The organism is Vibrio campbellii CAIM 519 = NBRC 15631 = ATCC 25920 (assembly GCF_002163755.1).
GTDB classification, from domain to species: domain Bacteria; phylum Pseudomonadota; class Gammaproteobacteria; order Enterobacterales; family Vibrionaceae; genus Vibrio; species Vibrio campbellii.
On record NZ_CP015864.1, the window covers coordinates 215,474 to 232,584 of the forward strand.

Below are 17,111 nucleotides of genomic sequence, written 5' to 3' on the forward strand. Positions count from 1 at the left end.
CGGCGAACTTTCAATTTAAGGGAAGGGTGAGTTGGCTGCGCTTTCGCCATTTTCAAGTGATAAAAGCGTCTTTAAATGATAAAAGTATCTCTGAAATCTAACATGTTATGACCACTACTGAGAATTTGATTGCTTGACTATGAATACACCTGCATTTGACCGTATCAGCCGTGTCTTGGCTTATATCCATGCGAACCTTAGCTCGACACTATCATTGGAAGATATTGCGAAGCAGAGTTGCTGGTCACGATGGCAACTGCAAAGAGTGTTTCAAGCTGAAACCGGACTTACTGTTGCAAACTACGTGAGAGAACTTAAGTTAAGCCAAGCGGCTGAAGAATTGTTGGACAGCAAAGAGCGAGTGATCGATATCGCCCTTGGACTCGGATTCAATTCAGAAATTAGTTTTAGCCGTTCGTTTAAGCAGATGTTTGGGGCAAGCCCTAGTCAGTACAGAAAGGCGGGGAAAAGAGTAGGGCTAAGAAAACCGATACAAGTGTCTGAAACGGTGAGTGCTGAAGAAAAGGGCGCACTAAGTTTTGTTATTGTGCGTATCGACGAAAGAGAGCCTTTCTTGGTAAAGGGGATTACCTCAGAAATCAGTGGGTTGTTTTCATTAACGCAAGATTTTGCTCAGAAAGTCCCTCAACTGTGGTCGCGTTTAAAGGGAGAAGTGACGCTTCCAGACGAGAATATCTCTCAGTTTATTGGCGTTGTCGACCTTACCCAATCGAGTTTTGATGGTACCAATATCCGCTATTGGGCTGGGGTCGAACTTAAATATGAAATCACAATTCCTCAATTGCCAAGCATTATCTCTGATAAATTAGAGGTCTTGTCCGTTCCTAAACAAACCTACGCAGTGGTTAAGCACTGTGGCCCGATTGAGAACCTTCGATACACTCTGAGCTGGTTCGTACTTAATTGGTTGCCGAAATCTGGCTATCGAGGTGTCGACGGTTATGAACTTGAAGTGTACCCATCAGCCTATAAACCTAATGACGCAGATGCCGTCATGGAATACTGGGTGCCTATTATTAAATCGTAGTCATATCTTCTTTCTGCGTACTCCCTACAAAGCCTCTCAACCAATAAGGTTAATTGTATTTTTAATCATCAATTGACCTAACTCTTCTCAAAATTGGCCAAGTTCTTTTGGAATTTGCACCAAATTGTTAATTATCCCTTTTATAGATACATACAATGCAAATGAGATTTATTACTATTTAAGTTAAGCATTGGTACCGAGGGAATCATGACCACTCACGTTCGTTTTAAGTATTCATCACTGGCAGTTGCGTTGTTGACTGCATTTTCCACGCAGGTTTTAGCAGAAGAAGCTGTTACAGCGACAGATTCGAATATAGAAACTATCACTGTTTTAGGGAAAGCTTATCGTAATACAGCGACTAAGTCGGCACTTGAGCCAGAAGAAACGCCTCAAGGTATTACCGTTATTGATGAAGAGCAGTTAGAACAACGAGGTGTTAAGTCCCTCAACCAAGCGCTCAGATATGCTCCGGGTGTTGTAACTGAACAGAAGGGCGCATCAGTAACCATGTACGATACGTTTTCTATTCGTGGTTTTAGTAACAACCAAAGCTATTACGATGGTTTAGTGCTTCCGTTCCTAACCGGTTGGAATCTACAACCTCAGATAGATCCTATTGCGATTCAGCAAGTTGAAGTATTTAAGGGTCCTACATCTGTGTTGTATGGAGCGATGCCACCAGGCGGTATGGTCAACATGATTGCGAAGACACCGCAAGAAGATGGGTCGACGAAAGTTGGTGTATCTACAGGTTCAAGGAACCTTATGGAAGCGTCAATTGATACTACAGGTCAATTAGGTGACAGTGATTTTTCTTATCGCTTGTTAGCACTTGCCCGTAAACAAGACAGCCAAGTAGATCACGCAGAAGAAGAGCGCTATGTGATTGCTCCTTCACTAGATTGGCAGTTGTCTGATAGAACACTTATCAACTTCAACCTTTACTATCAGAACGATCCATCAATGGGTACTAACTCTGCTATGCCATTAGAAGTGCTGAAGGCGAGTGATCCATCTGTGTCCATGGGTGACAAGAATTGGAGTACCTTTGAACGTGAAGTCTTGATGCTAGGCTATAAGATCAATCACCAAATTAACGATGATTGGACTTTCCTTCAGAATGCTCGCTATACCGATGCGTCTCTGTACCAAGAGAATACTTACCACACCGCGACTAACTTCAATCCTGTGACGGGCAGTTTAATCCGAAATGTTTACAGTACAGATGAGGATTCACAGAGCTTTGTTATCGATAACCAAGTTTCAGGTCGTGTCGAAATTGGTGGTTTAGAACACAATTTATTATTCGGTGTCGACTACCTAAAGCTAACAGGTGATTCTCTTTACAAAGAATTTACTGCGAATGCGAGTTTCTATGGGTTTGATGCTTATAATCCGAACAATGACCTTTTGGATAGAAGTCAGCTTCAAGAAAACTACCGTGAATCTCATGATATTACGACCGAACAGTTAGGTTTGTACTTCCAAGATCAAGTTCGTTATGACGCATTGGTTTTATTAGCTGGTGGACGTTATGACATGTTTAAGGCAAGCGATGACAAAAATAGTTCTTACCCAACTTATGATGGAAAAGATGAAGCTGATCACAACCAGTTCTCGTACCGTGTAGGTGCTTTGTATGAGCTAGATAATGGTATTTCTCCTTTTGTAAGTTACGCGACGAGCTTTGAGCCAGCTGCTGGTACTGATATTAACGGCAACTCTTTAAAACCTCAGCTAGGTGAACAGATCGAGTTGGGTATTAAATACTTGTCTCCAGATATGTCACAGCAGGTTACTGCTTCTTACTTCCATATCACTAAGAAAGACTCAATTGCCGCTGATCCATCAGATCCTACATACCGTTCTAAGATTCAGCTAGGTGAGGTGCGCTCGCAAGGTATGGAGCTTGAGGGCAGATGGTTTGTAACTGAAGATTGGGATGTTAATGCGAGCTACACGTATATCGACATGGAAGTGACGGAAGATGCGAATCCAGATCTAGAAGGCACTACACCAATCTATGTACCGACACATGCCGCTAACCTATGGAGCAATTACTATGTCTATGGTGGTGCTTTATCGGGAACTCGCTTCAGTGTAGGTGCTCGTTACATGGGTGAAATGGAGATGGATGCAACGAATACTCAAGGAAAAGTGCCTTCTTACACAGTCGTCGATCTTTCAGTAGGTTATGACTTAGGTGAGGCGAGCGACACACTATCTGGTGCAACAGCTAACTTGCTAGTGAACAACTTATTCAATGAAGAGTACTACACCTGTTATGACCAATCGAACTGCTGGTTTGGTGCAGAGCAATCTGTCGAGCTTAGTGTGAACTATGAGTTCTAACTAGGTTAGGAATATCACTACTAAAGCAGCCTTATTTCGGCTGCTTTTGTCGTTTGAACAAATATCGAATTTAGATTAAGTAGGCAAATATATGAGCTTAAAATCAATCGCTTCCCATTTTTCTAAAGCAAAAAATTTGAATACAAAACTCACTCTGTCTGTTTTAGCGAGCGCTTTATCATTTAATGCAATGGCAGATTACCAAGTCGAAGACAGTGAAGGTGTTAAGACTATTAAAGCTCAACCCGTTAGAGTGGCGGCACTGAACTGGGATATAGCAGAGCAAGTGATCGAACTGGGCGTAACACCGGTCGCGGTGCCTGATATTGCAGGGTACAGTGATTGGGTGGTGCAACCTGCAATTCCAGAAGGTGTGGCGGATATTGGTACTCGAACAGAGCCTAACTTTTCTGCACTTAAGAAGCTTAACCCTGATGTGATCCTTATTGCTTCGCCTCAGAAAGATCTGCAAGAGCGACTCTCTGAAATTGCGCCAGTATTTTATTACCAAACTTATAGTGAGCAGCATAGCAACGCGGCGGCGGCTATCGAGAACTTTAAGAAGATAGCTCAATTGCTTGGCAAAGAAGAACAAGCGAACAATAAACTGGCTGCGATGGATGCGCGTATTGCTGTTCTAAAGGCTGAGTTGGCCAAGGCGTATCCAGGTGACAAACCGAAAGTTACTTCATTCCGTTTTGCCAGCACCACTTCGGTATACATTTACGGTGATAACTCGATCCCGCAATATGCGCTTGAGCAGTTAGGCTTTGAAAATGCAATGGATCTTCCTGCGAGTCAGTGGGGTATCAGCCAAAAGCGTATGACTGAGCTTAAAAAGGTGAAGAATGGCATTGCACTTTACTTCGAACCTTTCCCATACCAAGACAAATTAAATCAGTCCCCAATCTGGAAGAGTATGCCTTTCGTGCGTAATGGCCAATTCAGCCCAGTAGAGGCAAGTTGGAGCTACGGCGGTGCCATGTCGATTTTGTATAACGCTGAAGCCATGGCGCAATCGTTGTTCACGCTAGCGGAGCAGTAATGAGATTCAGTGGTTTGATGATGGGGGGGGTGTTATTGCTTGCCGCCTCTGTTCATTTATGGCTAGGTCAGTCTGAATTTGGTCCCGTTGATGAGTTGCTCCGGCAAATCTTACAGATTAGCGACACCGCTTCGCTCGAACGAATGGTCGATGATTCATTCGAGTTGATGGCGTTAGCCTATGTCAACTTACCTCGTTTGGTAATGGCGATTTTGGTTGGTGGAACACTCGGCACGATAGGAAGCCTGTTTCAACAGTTAACACAGAATCGCATGATGTCTCCGCTTACCTTAGGTACATCGTCAGGTGCATGGCTTGGTCTGGTCATTCTAAATGTGGTCGCGCCGATGTTGGTGGCTCAGTATTCAGTTTGGTTTGCGCTGGTTGGGGCTTTGCTTGCAATGGGGCTAATTGTTTCCATTGTTGGCATCAAAAACATGAGTGGCTTGCCAATTGTTTTGGCAGGTATGGCGGTTAACTTACTGTTAGGCGCATTTGCGACCGCGATTATCTTACTTAACGACCAGTACGCACAAAACCTGTTTGTATGGGGAGCTGGCGATCTTGGGCAAAATGGTTGGGAACAAGTGCTTTGGTTAATGCCTAAGTTACTACCAATCTTTGCTATTTTTCTGTTGGCACCGAGGGTTTTGACGTTGCTTTCGATTGGTACGGAAGGAGCTGCTGCGCGTGGCCTTAACATAGGTACAACCTTCTTTGTGCTAATGGCAATCGGCGTGTGGTTGGTTTCAGTGTCGATTACCTCGGTGGGTGTTATCAGCTTTATTGGTTTGATTGCCCCAAATATCGCGAGGCACTTGGGCTTTTTAAAGGCGAAATCAGAACTCATTGCAAGCTGTGCGTTAGGCGCACTATTACTCTGTGTGACCGACAGTCTGGCATTATTCTTAGCTCAATGGTCTTTGGATATGATTCCAACAGGAACGGCAACCGCGGTGATTGGAGCTCCGGCTTTGATCATTATTGCCCGCAAACAAATGTCTGCCCAAGATCAAATGTTTTTCTCTATGCCGAAAGGTCCAAAGTCTATCTCATCTTTGGCTTATTTCTTGTTGTTCATCATGATCTTTGGTTTGCTGGCGTTAAGTACATTGTCGCAACCGGCGTCTGATATGGGCTACTTTACAATTCCAGACGCGTTTGAATGGTCAATCCGCTGGCCTAGGATGTTAACTGCGATATTTGCTGGTGGGGGTCTTGCTGTCGCTGGTGTGATTTTACAACGGTTGGTTTATAACCCGCTTGCGAGCCCAGACATCCTCGGTGTATCGGCGGGTGCGGTTTTAGCATTGATCTTCAGTAGCCTGTTTATGGGATACTCGATTCATTCACTAAGCCCGTGGATTGCGTTTTTGGGCAGCGCTATTGCACTGTGTTTGCTGTTATTCCTTGGTAAGAAGCATCAGTTTGCACCCTCGATTCTCATCCTGACGGGTATCTCGCTGACCGCAGTGTTGGAGGCTTTAGTACAATTTTCTTTAACGCGAGTAGGGGAAGGGAAGTACACCTTGTTGGCTTGGTTAGCTGGCTCTACTTATCGTGTTGAACCTGATGCGGCAACGATCATGGCTATCGTGATAACCGTTTGTATTGGCGTTGCTTTACTCTTGAGCCGTTGGGTGACATTAATTGCTACTGGTCGTCAGTTCGCCAGTGCAAGAGGGTTGAACATCAACATCGCCTATGTTGCTCTATTGTGCATTGTCGCGACTTTGTGTTCGATGGTGACAACCACCATGGGGCCGGTTGCTTTTGTTGGGTTACTGGCTCCACATATTGCAGCTATGGTTGGTGCGCGCTTGGTTCGAGAGCAGATCATCTTATCGTTTTTGATTGGTGCGGCACTAATGTTGTTCGCCGACTGGTTGGGACAAGTGGTTGTTTTCCCGGCTCAGCTTGCGGCAGGCACGTTGGTTTCTATTATAGGTGGCAGCTACTTCATCTTCTTGTTGCTGAAATCCCGAAATTCGTAGGCTTGTGAGCAGGTTGAAGGTTTTTGTCATCAAATATCAGCGAACCTTGTTCTTAGTATGATTTGGTGCGTTGGCTCTTTTAGAGTGAGGAAAGTGATAACTTCTTATCTATCACTCAAAAGCACTCAAGAAAGACCAACGCGCTCTTGCGATTTTCCATTACTTTTGCAACCAAAGCGTAATCAGATTAAGCGCGCTTTTCTTCTTCCAAACGACTCTTTAAGTATTCCAAGAAGAGTTGAGTTCGAGTGTGTTGGTAATCGAGCTTAGGGTAATACGCATAGACGGTAGCTTCATCTGCTGTGATATCAGGAAGGATCGGAACTAAGGCGCCGGATTTCAGGTCTTCTTTGATCATGACGTTATTGGAAAGCAAGATTCCCATTCCGCGTTTTGCACCATGAAAGAGTGCTTCGGGGTTTGTTGTAGCAAAGTTGCCGGACAAACTGATGCGTTTACCTCGGTTGGTTTTTATTTCTCTTATTGGATTTTCGCCCCATATCAGAACGTTATGTTGTGACAACTCTTCAACGGTTTGTGGAGCACCATGTTTTTCTAGGTAGCTTGGAGCGGCATAAAACTGAGCTTTGTGCTCGAACAATGGGCTGGCTTTAAAGCTCAGTGAGTTGAGTTGTTCCAATTCTCTGCTGATGAACAAATCCAAACTGAGCTCAGGAATTTGACCAGGTAGGGTCGTGATCAGCTGGAGTTTGATGTCTGGGTATTTTTCCAGAAAGTCATCGAGGTAATGTACCAAGAACTTAGAACCAACCGCCAATGTCGCCCCAATTTTGAGTAACCCCGCTGGAGATTGGTTTACGGAACGAGTTTCGTCCAATACAGATTGCCAAGAGTCGAGTTGCACTTTGGCCCGCTCGTAAAAGAGTGCACCAGCTTCCGTTTGGCTGATAGAGCGAGTAGTTCGCTTGAGAAGCTGAACACCAATCTTATCTTCCAACCATTGGATACGCTTGCTGATGGCCGAGCTGGTGGTATTGAGCTTTCGCGCCGCGGCGTTGAAACTACCTTCTTCGACGACTCGTATGTAACTGTTAACACTCTGAATCCAGTCCATCTTATTCCATCCTCAGGGGAAATAATCCCTTTCCATTTTGGTTTATTATCATCTTTGAGTAACAAATATACACTGTCTGTCGTGAAACTGTCATGTTGTAAGGAGGACATATTGCGTAAAACGCCATTATTGTTGGCGATGATGATCATCGCGACCGCTCAAGTGGGCGTCAGTATTTATCTCCCTTCTTTGCCTCTGATCGGTCATGATCTTGCTTTGCCACAACACACGGTTCAAAACCTCGTGACTCTGTTTCTTGTTGGTTTTGGCGTCTCACAGCTATTTTATGGGCCTCTGTCGGATGCCATTGGCCGAAGACCTGTGTTTCTGCTGGGACAGAGTGTCTATTTGGTTGGTACGGTTATCTGTATTGGGTTTGCTGATCATATTGTTGCCCTTGAAGCGGGGCGTCTCCTACAGGGGCTCGGTGCGGGTAGCGCTTCTGTACTTGGACGCTCGGTATTGCGAGATAGCTATGACGGAGCACAACTTACCAAAGCCTTGTCTTATATCTCGGTGACAGCTTCTGTGATGCCGATTGTGGCGCCTTTGTTTGGTGGATGGATTGCTTATCACATCAGCTGGCATGCGGTTTTCGTGTTCGTTCTCATCTATCTTGCGGCGATTTTTACCCTTGGTTTTGTCGTTTTGCATGAAACACTGCCATATCCAAAGCGTCGTTTTGAACCAAAGCGGGTGTTACTGAATTACTTTGAGTTGTTGACCAATAAGCAAGTCATTGGCAGTGCAAGCTATAACTGGCTTAGCTACTTATCCGCATTGGTGACCCTGTCTCTCTACCCGTTCCTCATGCAGCAAGAACTTGGGCTGACTGCGGCAGATTACGGAACCTTGATGATCGTGCCTTCGGTTGGGCTGTTGATGGGGAGTTTGGTCCTTAACTTCATTAATGCTCGATATAAAGAGCAGCAAATATTACTAATGAGCTTTGTTATTGTGGCGTGCTCAGGGGCAATGCTCCTCATACTGCCGTTCACGGTGGCGTCATTATTGGTTGCGTTTACCTGCTTGAGTTTCGCGCAAGGGATGTCTTTTCCTGTTTCTATCAGTCTGTTGTTGTCGCCGCACAAGCAGCAAGCGGGTACCGTATCGGCTTTATCAGGTTCGATTCAAATGTGTTTAGCTGGCTTATTTGGCGGCTACTTAGTCGAAAGCTGGGTAACAAGCCAACATCAATTGGGGTTCTTTTATATTTCGATTGCGGTGATCTCCTGCTTAGTTCTCGTGTTTGGGCAGTTCCGAACGCCTTCAGAAGGTCTAGTGCAGCCAGAACGAACATAGTTGAATCTGGTTGCAAGGGCAGAAGGTCCTCTCTAAAATGCGCCAATTATTGTGTCGTTATCTACACTTGGCTAGTAAAGTGGCATATCGGCAACACCCGTTAATTGTTAGGTGAAATCATGCAACAAAACGAATTCGAAGCACTACTGAAAGAAATTGGTCAGAAAGAAAACCTACCTCAAGCGCTAGAGCTGCTAAAAGCATCAGAGGAAGAGGAAGTTGCACTAGCAGCTGAATCACTGACAGGTCAATTCGGTCTTGCTGAAGTCGAAGGTGAAAAACGTATTTATCACATCACTGTCCAAGCGGACGAGTCTGGTGAAGAGAAAGAGTTTGTCGAACACGTTATGAACGAAGGCGATCACTTGATCAAATTTGCGGCATGGTTCTTCGAGACTTTCTTTGAAATTAAGCCAAAAGATACTTACAAAGCGGCGGGTAAAACATACCAACAGCCTAAGCGTTAATTACGAATCTGATTCGCTAGGATAAAAAGTGCTGTAAGTAAATTACGAACTTAGTGTGATCTGTGTCTTTTTTTCTGGTTTAAGTGGTGTAAAATTACAACATAAACCAGTCAATTACTTCTTAGGAGAAGGTCATGGGTTACGAACTTGGTGGTGTTTACTTTGGCCAAATGTTGGCGAAAGATGCGATGCACAAAGCGCTTTACGGTAAAGCGAAGAAGAAAAAGCCTTCTATGTTTGCTCGTATTATGAAAAAACTAGCGAATTAATAAGAAAAGCCCCGATATGCATCGGGGCTTTTTGCATTCTTGCGGTCGTCTTTTTCGTTTAGAAGAGCTAAGCCGTTTGGCTTGGGATTTCAACCACATTATCTGGCACGTTATCTAACCCTTTCTCTGCTAACCACTTTTCCAAGTTATCAGCGCCTCCTATGTATTGACCATCCAGCCATATCTGAGGAACGGTCACCGGTGTTTTTTCACCGATAATGGCTTTCACTTCAGGGATCATTCGATAAAGTGCTGCGCTGTCTTTTACTACGTCGTGGTATTTGTACTTAATACCCGCGTCGTCAAGCAGCTTCTTGGTTTTTACACAGTAGGGGCAAGTTGCCTTACCATAAACGATGTTGCCTTTCAGTTGATCTCGCTTGGTCCATTCTGCAATGACAGATTGAACGAGCACGCCTCGATTCAGCGCTTCCCCTTGGCTGACAACTTCACCTTCAACGACTAGGATAGGGGCGTGCCAAGCTCCAAGCTTTAGTGGCTCCCACCAGTGAGACAACCAATCTTTCACTTCTAGCTCGACTGGCACATCCGCGAGCTCATTTTCAAATGTGTCAGCAAGAATATCTTTGGTTAATGTGCATTCGCCACATGGGATGTTGACTTTAAATGGTCCCCAGCTGCCTGCCCAACGATACAATGTAATTTTGATTGGCTGTGTCATAAGATGCTCCTCATTTCCTTTCCTTTCCTGAAAATATAGAACCTAAAACCCCCAAATTTCTTTCAAATTACTTTCTTTTTTTGGCTTCCCAATGAGTAATGAAAGCAATTGAGCCGATAATGATTGCTGCACCAAGCCATAGTCGGCCTGGTGGCACCCAGCTAAATACTAACCAGCCAGCAAAGACGTTAAGTGGTAACTTTGCATGGTCGAAGGGTTGTACAAATGATGCATCTGCTACCGAGTACGCTTTTACAACGGCCCATTGAGCGAGGGCTGTCAGTACCCCAGCTAAGACCAGGATTCCCCAAATATTCCAACCCTGAGGCATAACAAAGGTTGGTGCGGCCAGCAAAATATTAAATGGGGTGATCAGTAGAAGCAGGTACACCACCATGGTTGACGGTGGGTCATTGACGGAAAGCTTCTTAACCATAATGGCGTACGCAGCCCAAAAGAATGCTGCCCCAACTGGTAAAAGAGTGGCCCAAGTAAACGAGTCTGACCATGGCTCTAAGATGATCATTGCGCCAATAAAACCAGTTAGTGTCGCTACCCAACGGGCAGCCCCCACTTTCTCTTTGAGAATAATACCGGATCCGATTGTTGCGAATAAAGGAGAGGTCATTAACAGCGCGATACCTTGCCAAATTGGCACTGGGTAAGCGAGCGCCCACAACCAGAGTTGGATACCAATAACCGCCAAGAAGATGCGCAATGCGTGCCACCCAAAGTGGTTAGTACGCAGAGACTGACGAATTCCTAATGTTCGTAGATACGGCAAGATAGCAAAGAAAGCTATTGCGTATTGAAACAGTGCAAATGTTGTGGATGACACACCAAAGTGAATGCTTGCGACTTGAGCAAAACTATTAACGATGGTGAATGCCAAACCTGCGGTAAGCATCCAAGATGCGCCTTTAATAGGGTTATGATTCAATTGGATATTTCCGATTTTTAACAATGGCCAGAATCATACGTTCTATTTATGGGGGAGCCAATAAAAAAATGCCCCCCAGAGGGAGGCGACATTACCAATTCAAAGGACGTTCCTACCGAAGTAGGTACAAAGAACGAGAAGCACAAACGCTGCCATGCATTTGCTCGATCTAATCATTGCAGCTAGTGTGCCAATTTTTAATTTATTGATTTTAAAGGGGTTGAGGCGTTTGGTCTTGGGTGAGCTAGGTAAAATGCACCAACTTCGGGATTTGGTGCGTTAAAAGAGGGCAGTGCCTCTGTAATGAATACGACCAAAAGGCCGACACAATAGTGCCGGCCAAAGACTCTCTATTAGGGCAAGTTTTTATTAGAAGTCGTAACGTACGCCTAGGCGCAGTGTGTCTTCACCTTCCGTTACTTTACCTTCTGGATTCTTTTCTTCATCCAGTTGGTTCATGTAGTAAGAAAGGTAAGTACGGAAGTTGCTGTTCAACTTGTAATAACCCACTAGCTCAAAGCCATCAACAGCGTCGTATTTCGCTGAGCCATTTGGATCGTTTTCTTGGAAAGTGTACAGACCAGCAACTGTGAACTTGCTTGCTAGTTTGTAGCTTGCCACTAGCTCGTAAGCAGTAAAGTCTTCTGAGTCATCCAGAGAGCCTTGTGAGTAGGTGCCTGCCAGATATAGGCTCTCAAGAGAGTAGGTGATACCGCCTAAAATTTGATCTTCTGAGTTATCTTTATCTACATCGCCACCAGAGTAAGCAAGGCCTAGGTCTAGACCCATTGGTAGAGAGTAAAGACCAGAGATGCCGTATTTGTCTTGGCTGTCACCAGAGTTTGCTTGGTAAGTAGCTTGAACTTGCAGAGCGTCAAATTCACCGCGGTAAGCAAAAACGCTGTCTTGCTTGTCAGAGGATGAATCAATGACTTGCTGAACACCTGAGAACTCAGTGATATCCGTCATGTCTGAGATGATTACTGCGGCCATGTTCTGGCGGCCAACTGAGAAGTCGCCTGCATCGGCACTTACACCTGCGTACATGTAACGGTTTTTGAATTCGCTTTTACCTGTCTTTTGTTCTGCTTCGTAAACACCGAAAGCTGACAGGCCGTTGCCGATATCTGTTTTACCCTTTAGGTTCAGACGTGCACGTGACTTGTCTTCCATAGTACCGTCCACTTCAGCGCCGCCTGAACCGATGAAGTCACCACGAAATTCAACACGACCACCAACTTTTAATTCTGTGCCGTCGTCTTTGTAAACTGTTGCTGCGAAAGATGGTGATGATACCAATGCTGTTAGAACTGCAGAAGTGAGTGCTGCCTTTTTCATTTTCTTATTACCCTAGTTGTAATCGATGAGCTTACTTGCTCGATTTGTGTCGATGACGCTTAAGGTAAACCGCGAAAATGAAAGATAGATTTCTGTTAAGTTATGATTTAATTGCATTTTCATTTCAAATGCATGACTGCTCTCACATTCATGAAAGTAAAAGGAAGAGGCTTTTTATCTTTTTTGATGTTTCTGTCTCACCTGATGGACACTGTGTTTTTAAAAAAGTTCCTAATCATATTTCTTTACCCGAAATGTAACATTTTACTTCTTGAATATTTTGCTATTTCCCTAATTAACGATGGCTTAAGATTTTACATGTCCTTGTTGTGTGACAAGATGTTTCGTTTTTTAGGTGTTATTTTCCGAATTTGTTTATTGATTTGAGTGAAACGTTTGCCATTTTTCTCTTTTATTACATCTTTTCACTCTGCTCTGGGGAACTTCTGAAATACATTGATTAGTAGTTGTTAAGCAAAAGTGACGCGACATTGGTGGAATAGATGCCCCAGCCCACTTTTGTATAAGACTGACTTATAAACTAATGAATAAATACATGGATTTTATAATGAACAAAAAATTCCTAGCAGCAGCGATCGCAGCAGCAACATTCGGTACACAAGCAGTAGCAGTGGAGCTTTACAACAACGACGGCACTACTTTCTCTATCGGTGGTCACGTTTCAGTTAACCTAAACGGTTCTGAGCAAGGTGACACAGATGTTGGCACTAATTCTCCACGTATCAACTTCACAGCAACTCAAGATCTAGGCAACGGCTTCACAGCTGACGCTCGTGGCGAGTGGGCTCTAAACTACCTAGACGGCGGTGAAGAAACATTCACTACTCGTCTTGGCTACCTAGGCCTAACTCACGACGTATACGGCCGTGCAGTTGGTGGTACTCAATGGGCACCTTACTATGATGTAGCTGGTGTTGCTGATATGCCAATCGCGTTTGCGAACGACTTTATCTACGATGATCACGGTAACCTAGGTACTGGTCGTGCGGATAAGATGCTTTCTTACCGCAACGCAATCGAGCTAGGTGAAGCTGGTGCAATCAACTTCGGTCTAGGTTGGCAAGGTGCTAAAGGTGACGAGTCTAAAGCCGATCGTTACGATGACCGTGCTCAGCTAGCATTGTCTTACTCAGTACTAGGCGCGAAAGTTGGTTACACATACAACACTGGTGATTTCAAAGAGTTTGGCTCTAAGAATGAAACCGCTGAATCTCACCTAGTTTCTGCTTCTTACGGTTCTTACGGCCAAGGCCTATACATCGCTGCAGTGTACGGTTCGAATGAATACATGAACTTCGATGGTCTAAAACCAACGTCGTCACGTCTTGCAGAAAGTGATGCGTACGAAGCGCTACTAGCATACGCGCTACCAAGCAGCCTAAACCTAAGCATCAACTACGAAATGGTTGAAGGCAAGGTAAACTCTGGCGATAAGACTAAAACTGCCCGTGAAGAGATGGCTGTTCAAGCTGAATACAACTTCACTTCTAAATTTGTTGGTTACGCTGGTTACCAGTTCGACCTAAACAACGAAGAAGGCCACACTCAAGACGACAAATGGGCACTTGGTGCTCGTTACTACCTATAATAGTAACCTGTCCTAGTTACTATGAAAGCCAGCTTCGTGCTGGCTTTTTTCATATCTGTTGTTTGATAAACGAGAGAGGTTCGTCTTTAAGTGTGTGAGAACAAAACGGGCTGAATGTCTTGTTTTTAACATTCCAGAGTGGGAACTAGTGGGGGCAACTCAATCAGTTAGATTATCATGTGCGTTTTGTTTTGCAGGGAAGAGCAATGAGCGTCATTCAGGTTGAAGAGAAGAAAGTCAAAGTTGGTAAAGTTCTGTGTGTGGGGCGTAACTACGTTGAGCATATTCAAGAGCTTAATAACGCCATACCAGAGCAAATGGTGGTGTTTAATAAACCGGCGACTTCCGTTTCAACCAAACTCACCTCATTTCATCAGGAGCCTTTGCATTACGAAGCAGAGATCTGCTTTGTGATCAAAAATGGTCAATACACTGCAGTTGGACTCGGCTTAGATCTGACCAAACGCGGCTTACAATCTACCCTCAAAGAAAAAGGACTACCGTGGGAGCGCGCCAAAGCGTTTGACGGCTCAGCAGTATTTAGTCGATTCCACTCTCTTAAAGGTGTCGATATAGACGATCTCAACTTAGAGCTTTTGATTAACTGCGTTCATGTTCAAAAAGGGCACGTTAAACAGATGCTTTACCCACCAGTTTGTATTCTCGATGAGCTGAAGAGCTATACAACACTAGAAGATGGCGATGTCGTGATGACAGGCACACCAAAGGGCGTGGGAGAAGTGCATCAAGGCGATGTCTTCCTTGGGCGTTTGAAGTGTGGAGACATCACCTTGTTAGAGATTGAGTGGGTAGCTGCTTAGTCGTGAGCTTACAACCAAATTCGAAGCAATAAGAACGCGACCATACTTACTATGGTGGTGAGCAATACATTCTTAGTGAGGTATGCAATCACAGCAGCTAATAGGGCAGCCAACAGAAATGGATTTTGCCACGTGACGCTAAGTTCACCCTCTGGCATAAACACAATTGGAGCCCAGATTGCGGTGAGCACAGCAGAGTTTGCATAGCTCAAGACTTTCTGAGTTCTTACTCCCAACCTAAGCGGAAGTTTCGGTTCTAAGAACAGATAACGGCTGGTGAATACCAACGCAGTCATGGCTAAGAGAAACAAAAAAGTCATAGGCGTTCCTCCTGCGTGCTATCAAGGCTTGGAGTCTTCGTCGTAAATTGTTCCACAAAATAGCCCGTCAACATGGCGAGAATACTGGCTATCATTAAGCCTCCTTCCACTTGGTAATAGTTCAGGGTCACTGAGCTAACTAATGCCACCAACACACTGCATAACACGGGAATACTTTTTATCGTTGGGACCACAATCGCGATGAAGGTAGCAGCGACGGCAAATTCCAATCCGAGCTCATTTAATTCAGGCATCAAACTACCTGCGACGATGCCAGTAAGCGTTGCGAAGTTCCAAAACAGATAGAAGCTTAACCCAGCGCCGAGGGCGTACCATCGATCGAACTGCTTATCGGATTGGTGCCCAGCAATGGCAAACAGCTCATCGGTAAGTAAGAACCCTAACGAAAGTCGCCACTTTAGAGGCAGAGGTGATATTTTACTGCGCATCGAAACACCGTAGAGAAAGTGGCGACAGGTAATGAAAAACGTGGCGAGCAGCATGCTGGTTAGGCCAGCGCCTGCTTTAATCATGCCCATCGCGACAAGTTGCACTGAGCCTGCAAACAGAATGGCGGAGAGCGCCTGGCCTTCCAAAGGATGTAAGCCAGTATCGATAGCAAATGACCCTGCGAGTACCCCCCAAGGTAATACGGCGATGCTCAATGGCATCATTGCGATCGTACCTTGTAAAAAGAGTGAGGACTTTGAGTCTTGATGAGTAGGCAAAATAGTATCCATAACTTCAACTTGAATAGAAAAACATGCTGTTAAGGTAGGCTGACCTCAGAATGTTGCCTTGTACAATATTGCTAACAATGCTTGATGTACTGCCCAGGTGTTACGCCCATGGCTTTTTAAAGTGACGATGCAAATGGCTCTGATCGTGAAAGCCACATTCCTGAGCAACATCAGAAATCTTTTGCCCCAGTTTGAGCAGTTTTTTCGCCATTCTCAGTCTTTGTTGAATCTGAAACGCGTGCGGCGGAAAGCCGAATTGTTTTTGAAACTCACGCAACAAATGGAAAGGGCTCAATCCTGCCAGCTTTGCAAGTTCTTCCAAAGAAACATCGGTTTGAGGAAAGTCTTCAAGAAACTCTTTGACCAGATGCACCTGCCTTTGTGCTTTGGTCACATCTTGAAGCGGGGCTCGATGTGTACTGTGTTTGCTTGCTAGTTTGATCAGTGTGCCGTAGACAAGTGTTTCTCGCAGTAAGCGGTTATCTGACTTCTCCAGCGTATCGAACACCAACCGTAATTGGTTAGCGAGTTCCGGATCGTAAACGACGGGCTGCGGGAAGTAGGGCAAAGCGACATTGGATGCACCAAGTTCCTCCCCGAGCGTTTGAAACTGCTCTGGCACGGGGTACATGGCTTTATATTCCCAGCCTCCTTCTGATGCTGAGTGACCATTATGTACCTCGTCGGCGTTGACAAGAATGATGCTGTCTTGCGGCGCAATATGGTTGCCGCCAGTACGAAAGAATTGTTGTGCGCCTTTTTCAATCACACCAATGGTATAGCCCTCATGACTATGGCGAGAGAAGTTTTGCTTTTCATATTTAGCCTCGAGCAGCTCTAAACCCCCCAGCTCTTGGGCAATTTTAAATGTCGCAACTTCCCTATTCTTTTCTTTCATCTCTTTCTATTTTGCCAAGTGTCGCCTAGTGGCTTTCGAGTCTACCGGATCCATCCTGCTTATTTTTGTACAAAATTGCTATCGGTATGAAAAACAAATATCAAAAAGATTAATTATTTTTAAATTGAGCGTTAAATATTTTGTATTTTCTGAATTTTACTCATTGGGAAGACATTTGGTCTGGTTGTTATCTATTCATTGGTATAAG

At 44.7% G+C, this 17,111-nt stretch carries 15 protein-coding genes and 1 pseudogene; 9 read left to right on the forward strand and 7 right to left on the reverse strand.

Annotated features, from left to right (window positions below):
• The first annotated feature begins 139 nt into the window (after positions 1-139).
• From A8140_RS16805 to fhuB, 4 genes are all read left to right on the forward strand, one after another.
• Positions 140-1,048 (forward strand): AraC family transcriptional regulator, encoded by a 909-nt coding sequence (locus tag A8140_RS16805; RefSeq protein WP_005533380.1) that lies wholly within the window; start codon positions 140-142, stop codon positions 1,046-1,048.
• Positions 1,049-1,255: 207 nt separating this feature from the next.
• A complete protein-coding gene (locus A8140_RS16810; RefSeq protein WP_005533381.1) occupies positions 1,256-3,403 on the forward strand; it encodes a TonB-dependent siderophore receptor in 2,148 nt (715 codons plus the stop codon).
• Positions 3,404-3,494: 91 nt separating this feature from the next.
• The gene (locus A8140_RS16815; protein WP_005533382.1) at positions 3,495-4,448 is read left to right on the forward strand and encodes an iron-siderophore ABC transporter substrate-binding protein; all 954 of its coding nucleotides are present in this window, start codon (positions 3,495-3,497) and stop codon (positions 4,446-4,448) included.
• Complete coding sequence (fhuB, locus tag A8140_RS16820; RefSeq protein WP_005533384.1) at positions 4,448-6,442, forward strand: Fe(3+)-hydroxamate ABC transporter permease FhuB; 1,995 nt, start codon at positions 4,448-4,450, stop codon at positions 6,440-6,442. The genes A8140_RS16815 and fhuB overlap by 1 nt, the downstream gene beginning before the upstream one ends.
• A gap of 187 nt (positions 6,443-6,629) precedes the next feature.
• On the opposite strand, the gene A8140_RS16825 is transcribed toward fhuB, so the two are convergent.
• The gene (locus tag A8140_RS16825; RefSeq protein WP_005533386.1) at positions 6,630-7,517 is read right to left on the reverse strand and encodes a LysR family transcriptional regulator; all 888 of its coding nucleotides are present in this window, start codon (positions 7,515-7,517) and stop codon (positions 6,630-6,632) included.
• A 111-nt stretch (positions 7,518-7,628) separates the two neighbouring features.
• On the opposite strand from A8140_RS16825, the gene A8140_RS16830 reads away from it, so the two are divergent.
• The 3 genes from A8140_RS16830 (at position 7,629) to A8140_RS25850 (ending at position 9,555) form a co-directional block, all read left to right on the forward strand.
• On the forward strand, positions 7,629-8,819 hold the full coding sequence (locus tag A8140_RS16830) for a multidrug effflux MFS transporter (RefSeq protein WP_005533388.1): 1,191 nt from the start codon (positions 7,629-7,631) through the stop codon (positions 8,817-8,819).
• A gap of 119 nt (positions 8,820-8,938) precedes the next feature.
• On the forward strand, positions 8,939-9,286 hold the full coding sequence (locus A8140_RS16835; RefSeq protein WP_005426002.1) for a hypothetical protein: 348 nt from the start codon (positions 8,939-8,941) through the stop codon (positions 9,284-9,286).
• A gap of 134 nt (positions 9,287-9,420) precedes the next feature.
• Complete coding sequence (locus A8140_RS25850; RefSeq protein WP_005426014.1) at positions 9,421-9,555, forward strand: hypothetical protein; 135 nt, start codon at positions 9,421-9,423, stop codon at positions 9,553-9,555.
• A 67-nt stretch (positions 9,556-9,622) separates the two neighbouring features.
• Here A8140_RS25850 and A8140_RS16845 read toward each other — a convergent pair whose 3' ends face one another.
• The 3 genes from A8140_RS16845 to A8140_RS16855 form a co-directional block, all read right to left on the reverse strand.
• Complete coding sequence (locus A8140_RS16845) at positions 9,623-10,237, reverse strand: glutaredoxin domain-containing protein (RefSeq protein ID WP_005533392.1); 615 nt, start codon at positions 10,235-10,237, stop codon at positions 9,623-9,625.
• A gap of 67 nt (positions 10,238-10,304) precedes the next feature.
• Positions 10,305-11,144 carry a DMT family transporter gene (locus A8140_RS16850; protein WP_005533394.1) on the reverse strand — a complete coding sequence of 280 codons (840 nt, stop codon included), beginning with the start codon at positions 11,142-11,144 and terminating at the stop codon, positions 10,305-10,307.
• 402 nt (positions 11,145-11,546) lie between these two features.
• On the reverse strand, positions 11,547-12,515 hold the full coding sequence (locus A8140_RS16855; protein ID WP_005533396.1) for a porin: 969 nt from the start codon (positions 12,513-12,515) through the stop codon (positions 11,547-11,549).
• Between the two features lie 568 nt (positions 12,516-13,083).
• On the opposite strand from A8140_RS16855, the gene A8140_RS16860 reads away from it, so the two are divergent.
• Positions 13,084-14,124 (forward strand): porin, encoded by a 1,041-nt coding sequence (locus A8140_RS16860; RefSeq protein WP_005535524.1) that lies wholly within the window; start codon positions 13,084-13,086, stop codon positions 14,122-14,124.
• A 206-nt stretch (positions 14,125-14,330) separates the two neighbouring features.
• Positions 14,331-14,945, forward strand: coding sequence for a fumarylacetoacetate hydrolase family protein (locus tag A8140_RS16865; RefSeq protein ID WP_005535526.1), 615 nt, complete (start codon positions 14,331-14,333; stop codon positions 14,943-14,945).
• Between the two features lie 8 nt (positions 14,946-14,953).
• On the opposite strand, the gene A8140_RS16870 is transcribed toward A8140_RS16865, so the two are convergent.
• From A8140_RS16870 to A8140_RS16880, 3 genes and pseudogenes are all read right to left on the reverse strand, one after another.
• Positions 14,954-15,265, reverse strand: a complete 312-nt coding sequence (locus A8140_RS16870; protein WP_005535528.1) for an AzlD domain-containing protein — start codon at positions 15,263-15,265, stop codon at positions 14,954-14,956.
• A complete protein-coding gene (locus A8140_RS16875; protein ID WP_033000575.1) occupies positions 15,262-16,005 on the reverse strand; it encodes an AzlC family ABC transporter permease in 744 nt (247 codons plus the stop codon). The genes A8140_RS16870 and A8140_RS16875 overlap by 4 nt, the downstream gene beginning before the upstream one ends.
• 71 nt (positions 16,006-16,076) lie before the next feature.
• A pseudogene (locus A8140_RS16880) lies at positions 16,077-16,903 on the reverse strand (AraC family transcriptional regulator).
• Positions 16,904-17,111 lie beyond the last annotated feature (208 nt).

What these genes read in the sequence shown, in the direction of transcription:
- A8140_RS16855 (WP_005533396.1), bottom strand. Translation starts at nt 12,515, where the DNA reads ATGAAAAAGGCAGCACTCACTTCTGCAGTTCTAACAGCATTGGTATCA.
- A8140_RS16845 (WP_005533392.1), bottom strand. Translation starts at nt 10,237, where the DNA reads ATGACACAGCCAATCAAAATTACATTGTATCGTTGGGCAGGCAGCTGG.
- A8140_RS16815 (WP_005533382.1), top strand. Translation starts at nt 3,495, where the DNA reads ATGAGCTTAAAATCAATCGCTTCCCATTTTTCTAAAGCAAAAAATTTG.
- A8140_RS16850 (WP_005533394.1), bottom strand. Translation starts at nt 11,144, where the DNA reads ATGCTTACCGCAGGTTTGGCATTCACCATCGTTAATAGTTTTGCTCAA.
- fhuB (WP_005533384.1), top strand. Translation starts at nt 4,448, where the DNA reads ATGAGATTCAGTGGTTTGATGATGGGGGGGGTGTTATTGCTTGCCGCC.
- A8140_RS16835 (WP_005426002.1), top strand. Translation starts at nt 8,939, where the DNA reads ATGCAACAAAACGAATTCGAAGCACTACTGAAAGAAATTGGTCAGAAA.
- A8140_RS16810 (WP_005533381.1), top strand. Translation starts at nt 1,256, where the DNA reads ATGACCACTCACGTTCGTTTTAAGTATTCATCACTGGCAGTTGCGTTG.
- A8140_RS25850 (WP_005426014.1), top strand. Translation starts at nt 9,421, where the DNA reads ATGGGTTACGAACTTGGTGGTGTTTACTTTGGCCAAATGTTGGCGAAA.
- A8140_RS16805 (WP_005533380.1), top strand. Translation starts at nt 140, where the DNA reads ATGAATACACCTGCATTTGACCGTATCAGCCGTGTCTTGGCTTATATC.
- A8140_RS16875 (WP_033000575.1), bottom strand. Translation starts at nt 16,005, where the DNA reads ATGGATACTATTTTGCCTACTCATCAAGACTCAAAGTCCTCACTCTTT.
- A8140_RS16870 (WP_005535528.1), bottom strand. Translation starts at nt 15,265, where the DNA reads ATGACTTTTTTGTTTCTCTTAGCCATGACTGCGTTGGTATTCACCAGC.
- A8140_RS16865 (WP_005535526.1), top strand. Translation starts at nt 14,331, where the DNA reads ATGAGCGTCATTCAGGTTGAAGAGAAGAAAGTCAAAGTTGGTAAAGTT.
- A8140_RS16860 (WP_005535524.1), top strand. Translation starts at nt 13,084, where the DNA reads ATGAACAAAAAATTCCTAGCAGCAGCGATCGCAGCAGCAACATTCGGT.
- A8140_RS16825 (WP_005533386.1), bottom strand. Translation starts at nt 7,517, where the DNA reads ATGGACTGGATTCAGAGTGTTAACAGTTACATACGAGTCGTCGAAGAA.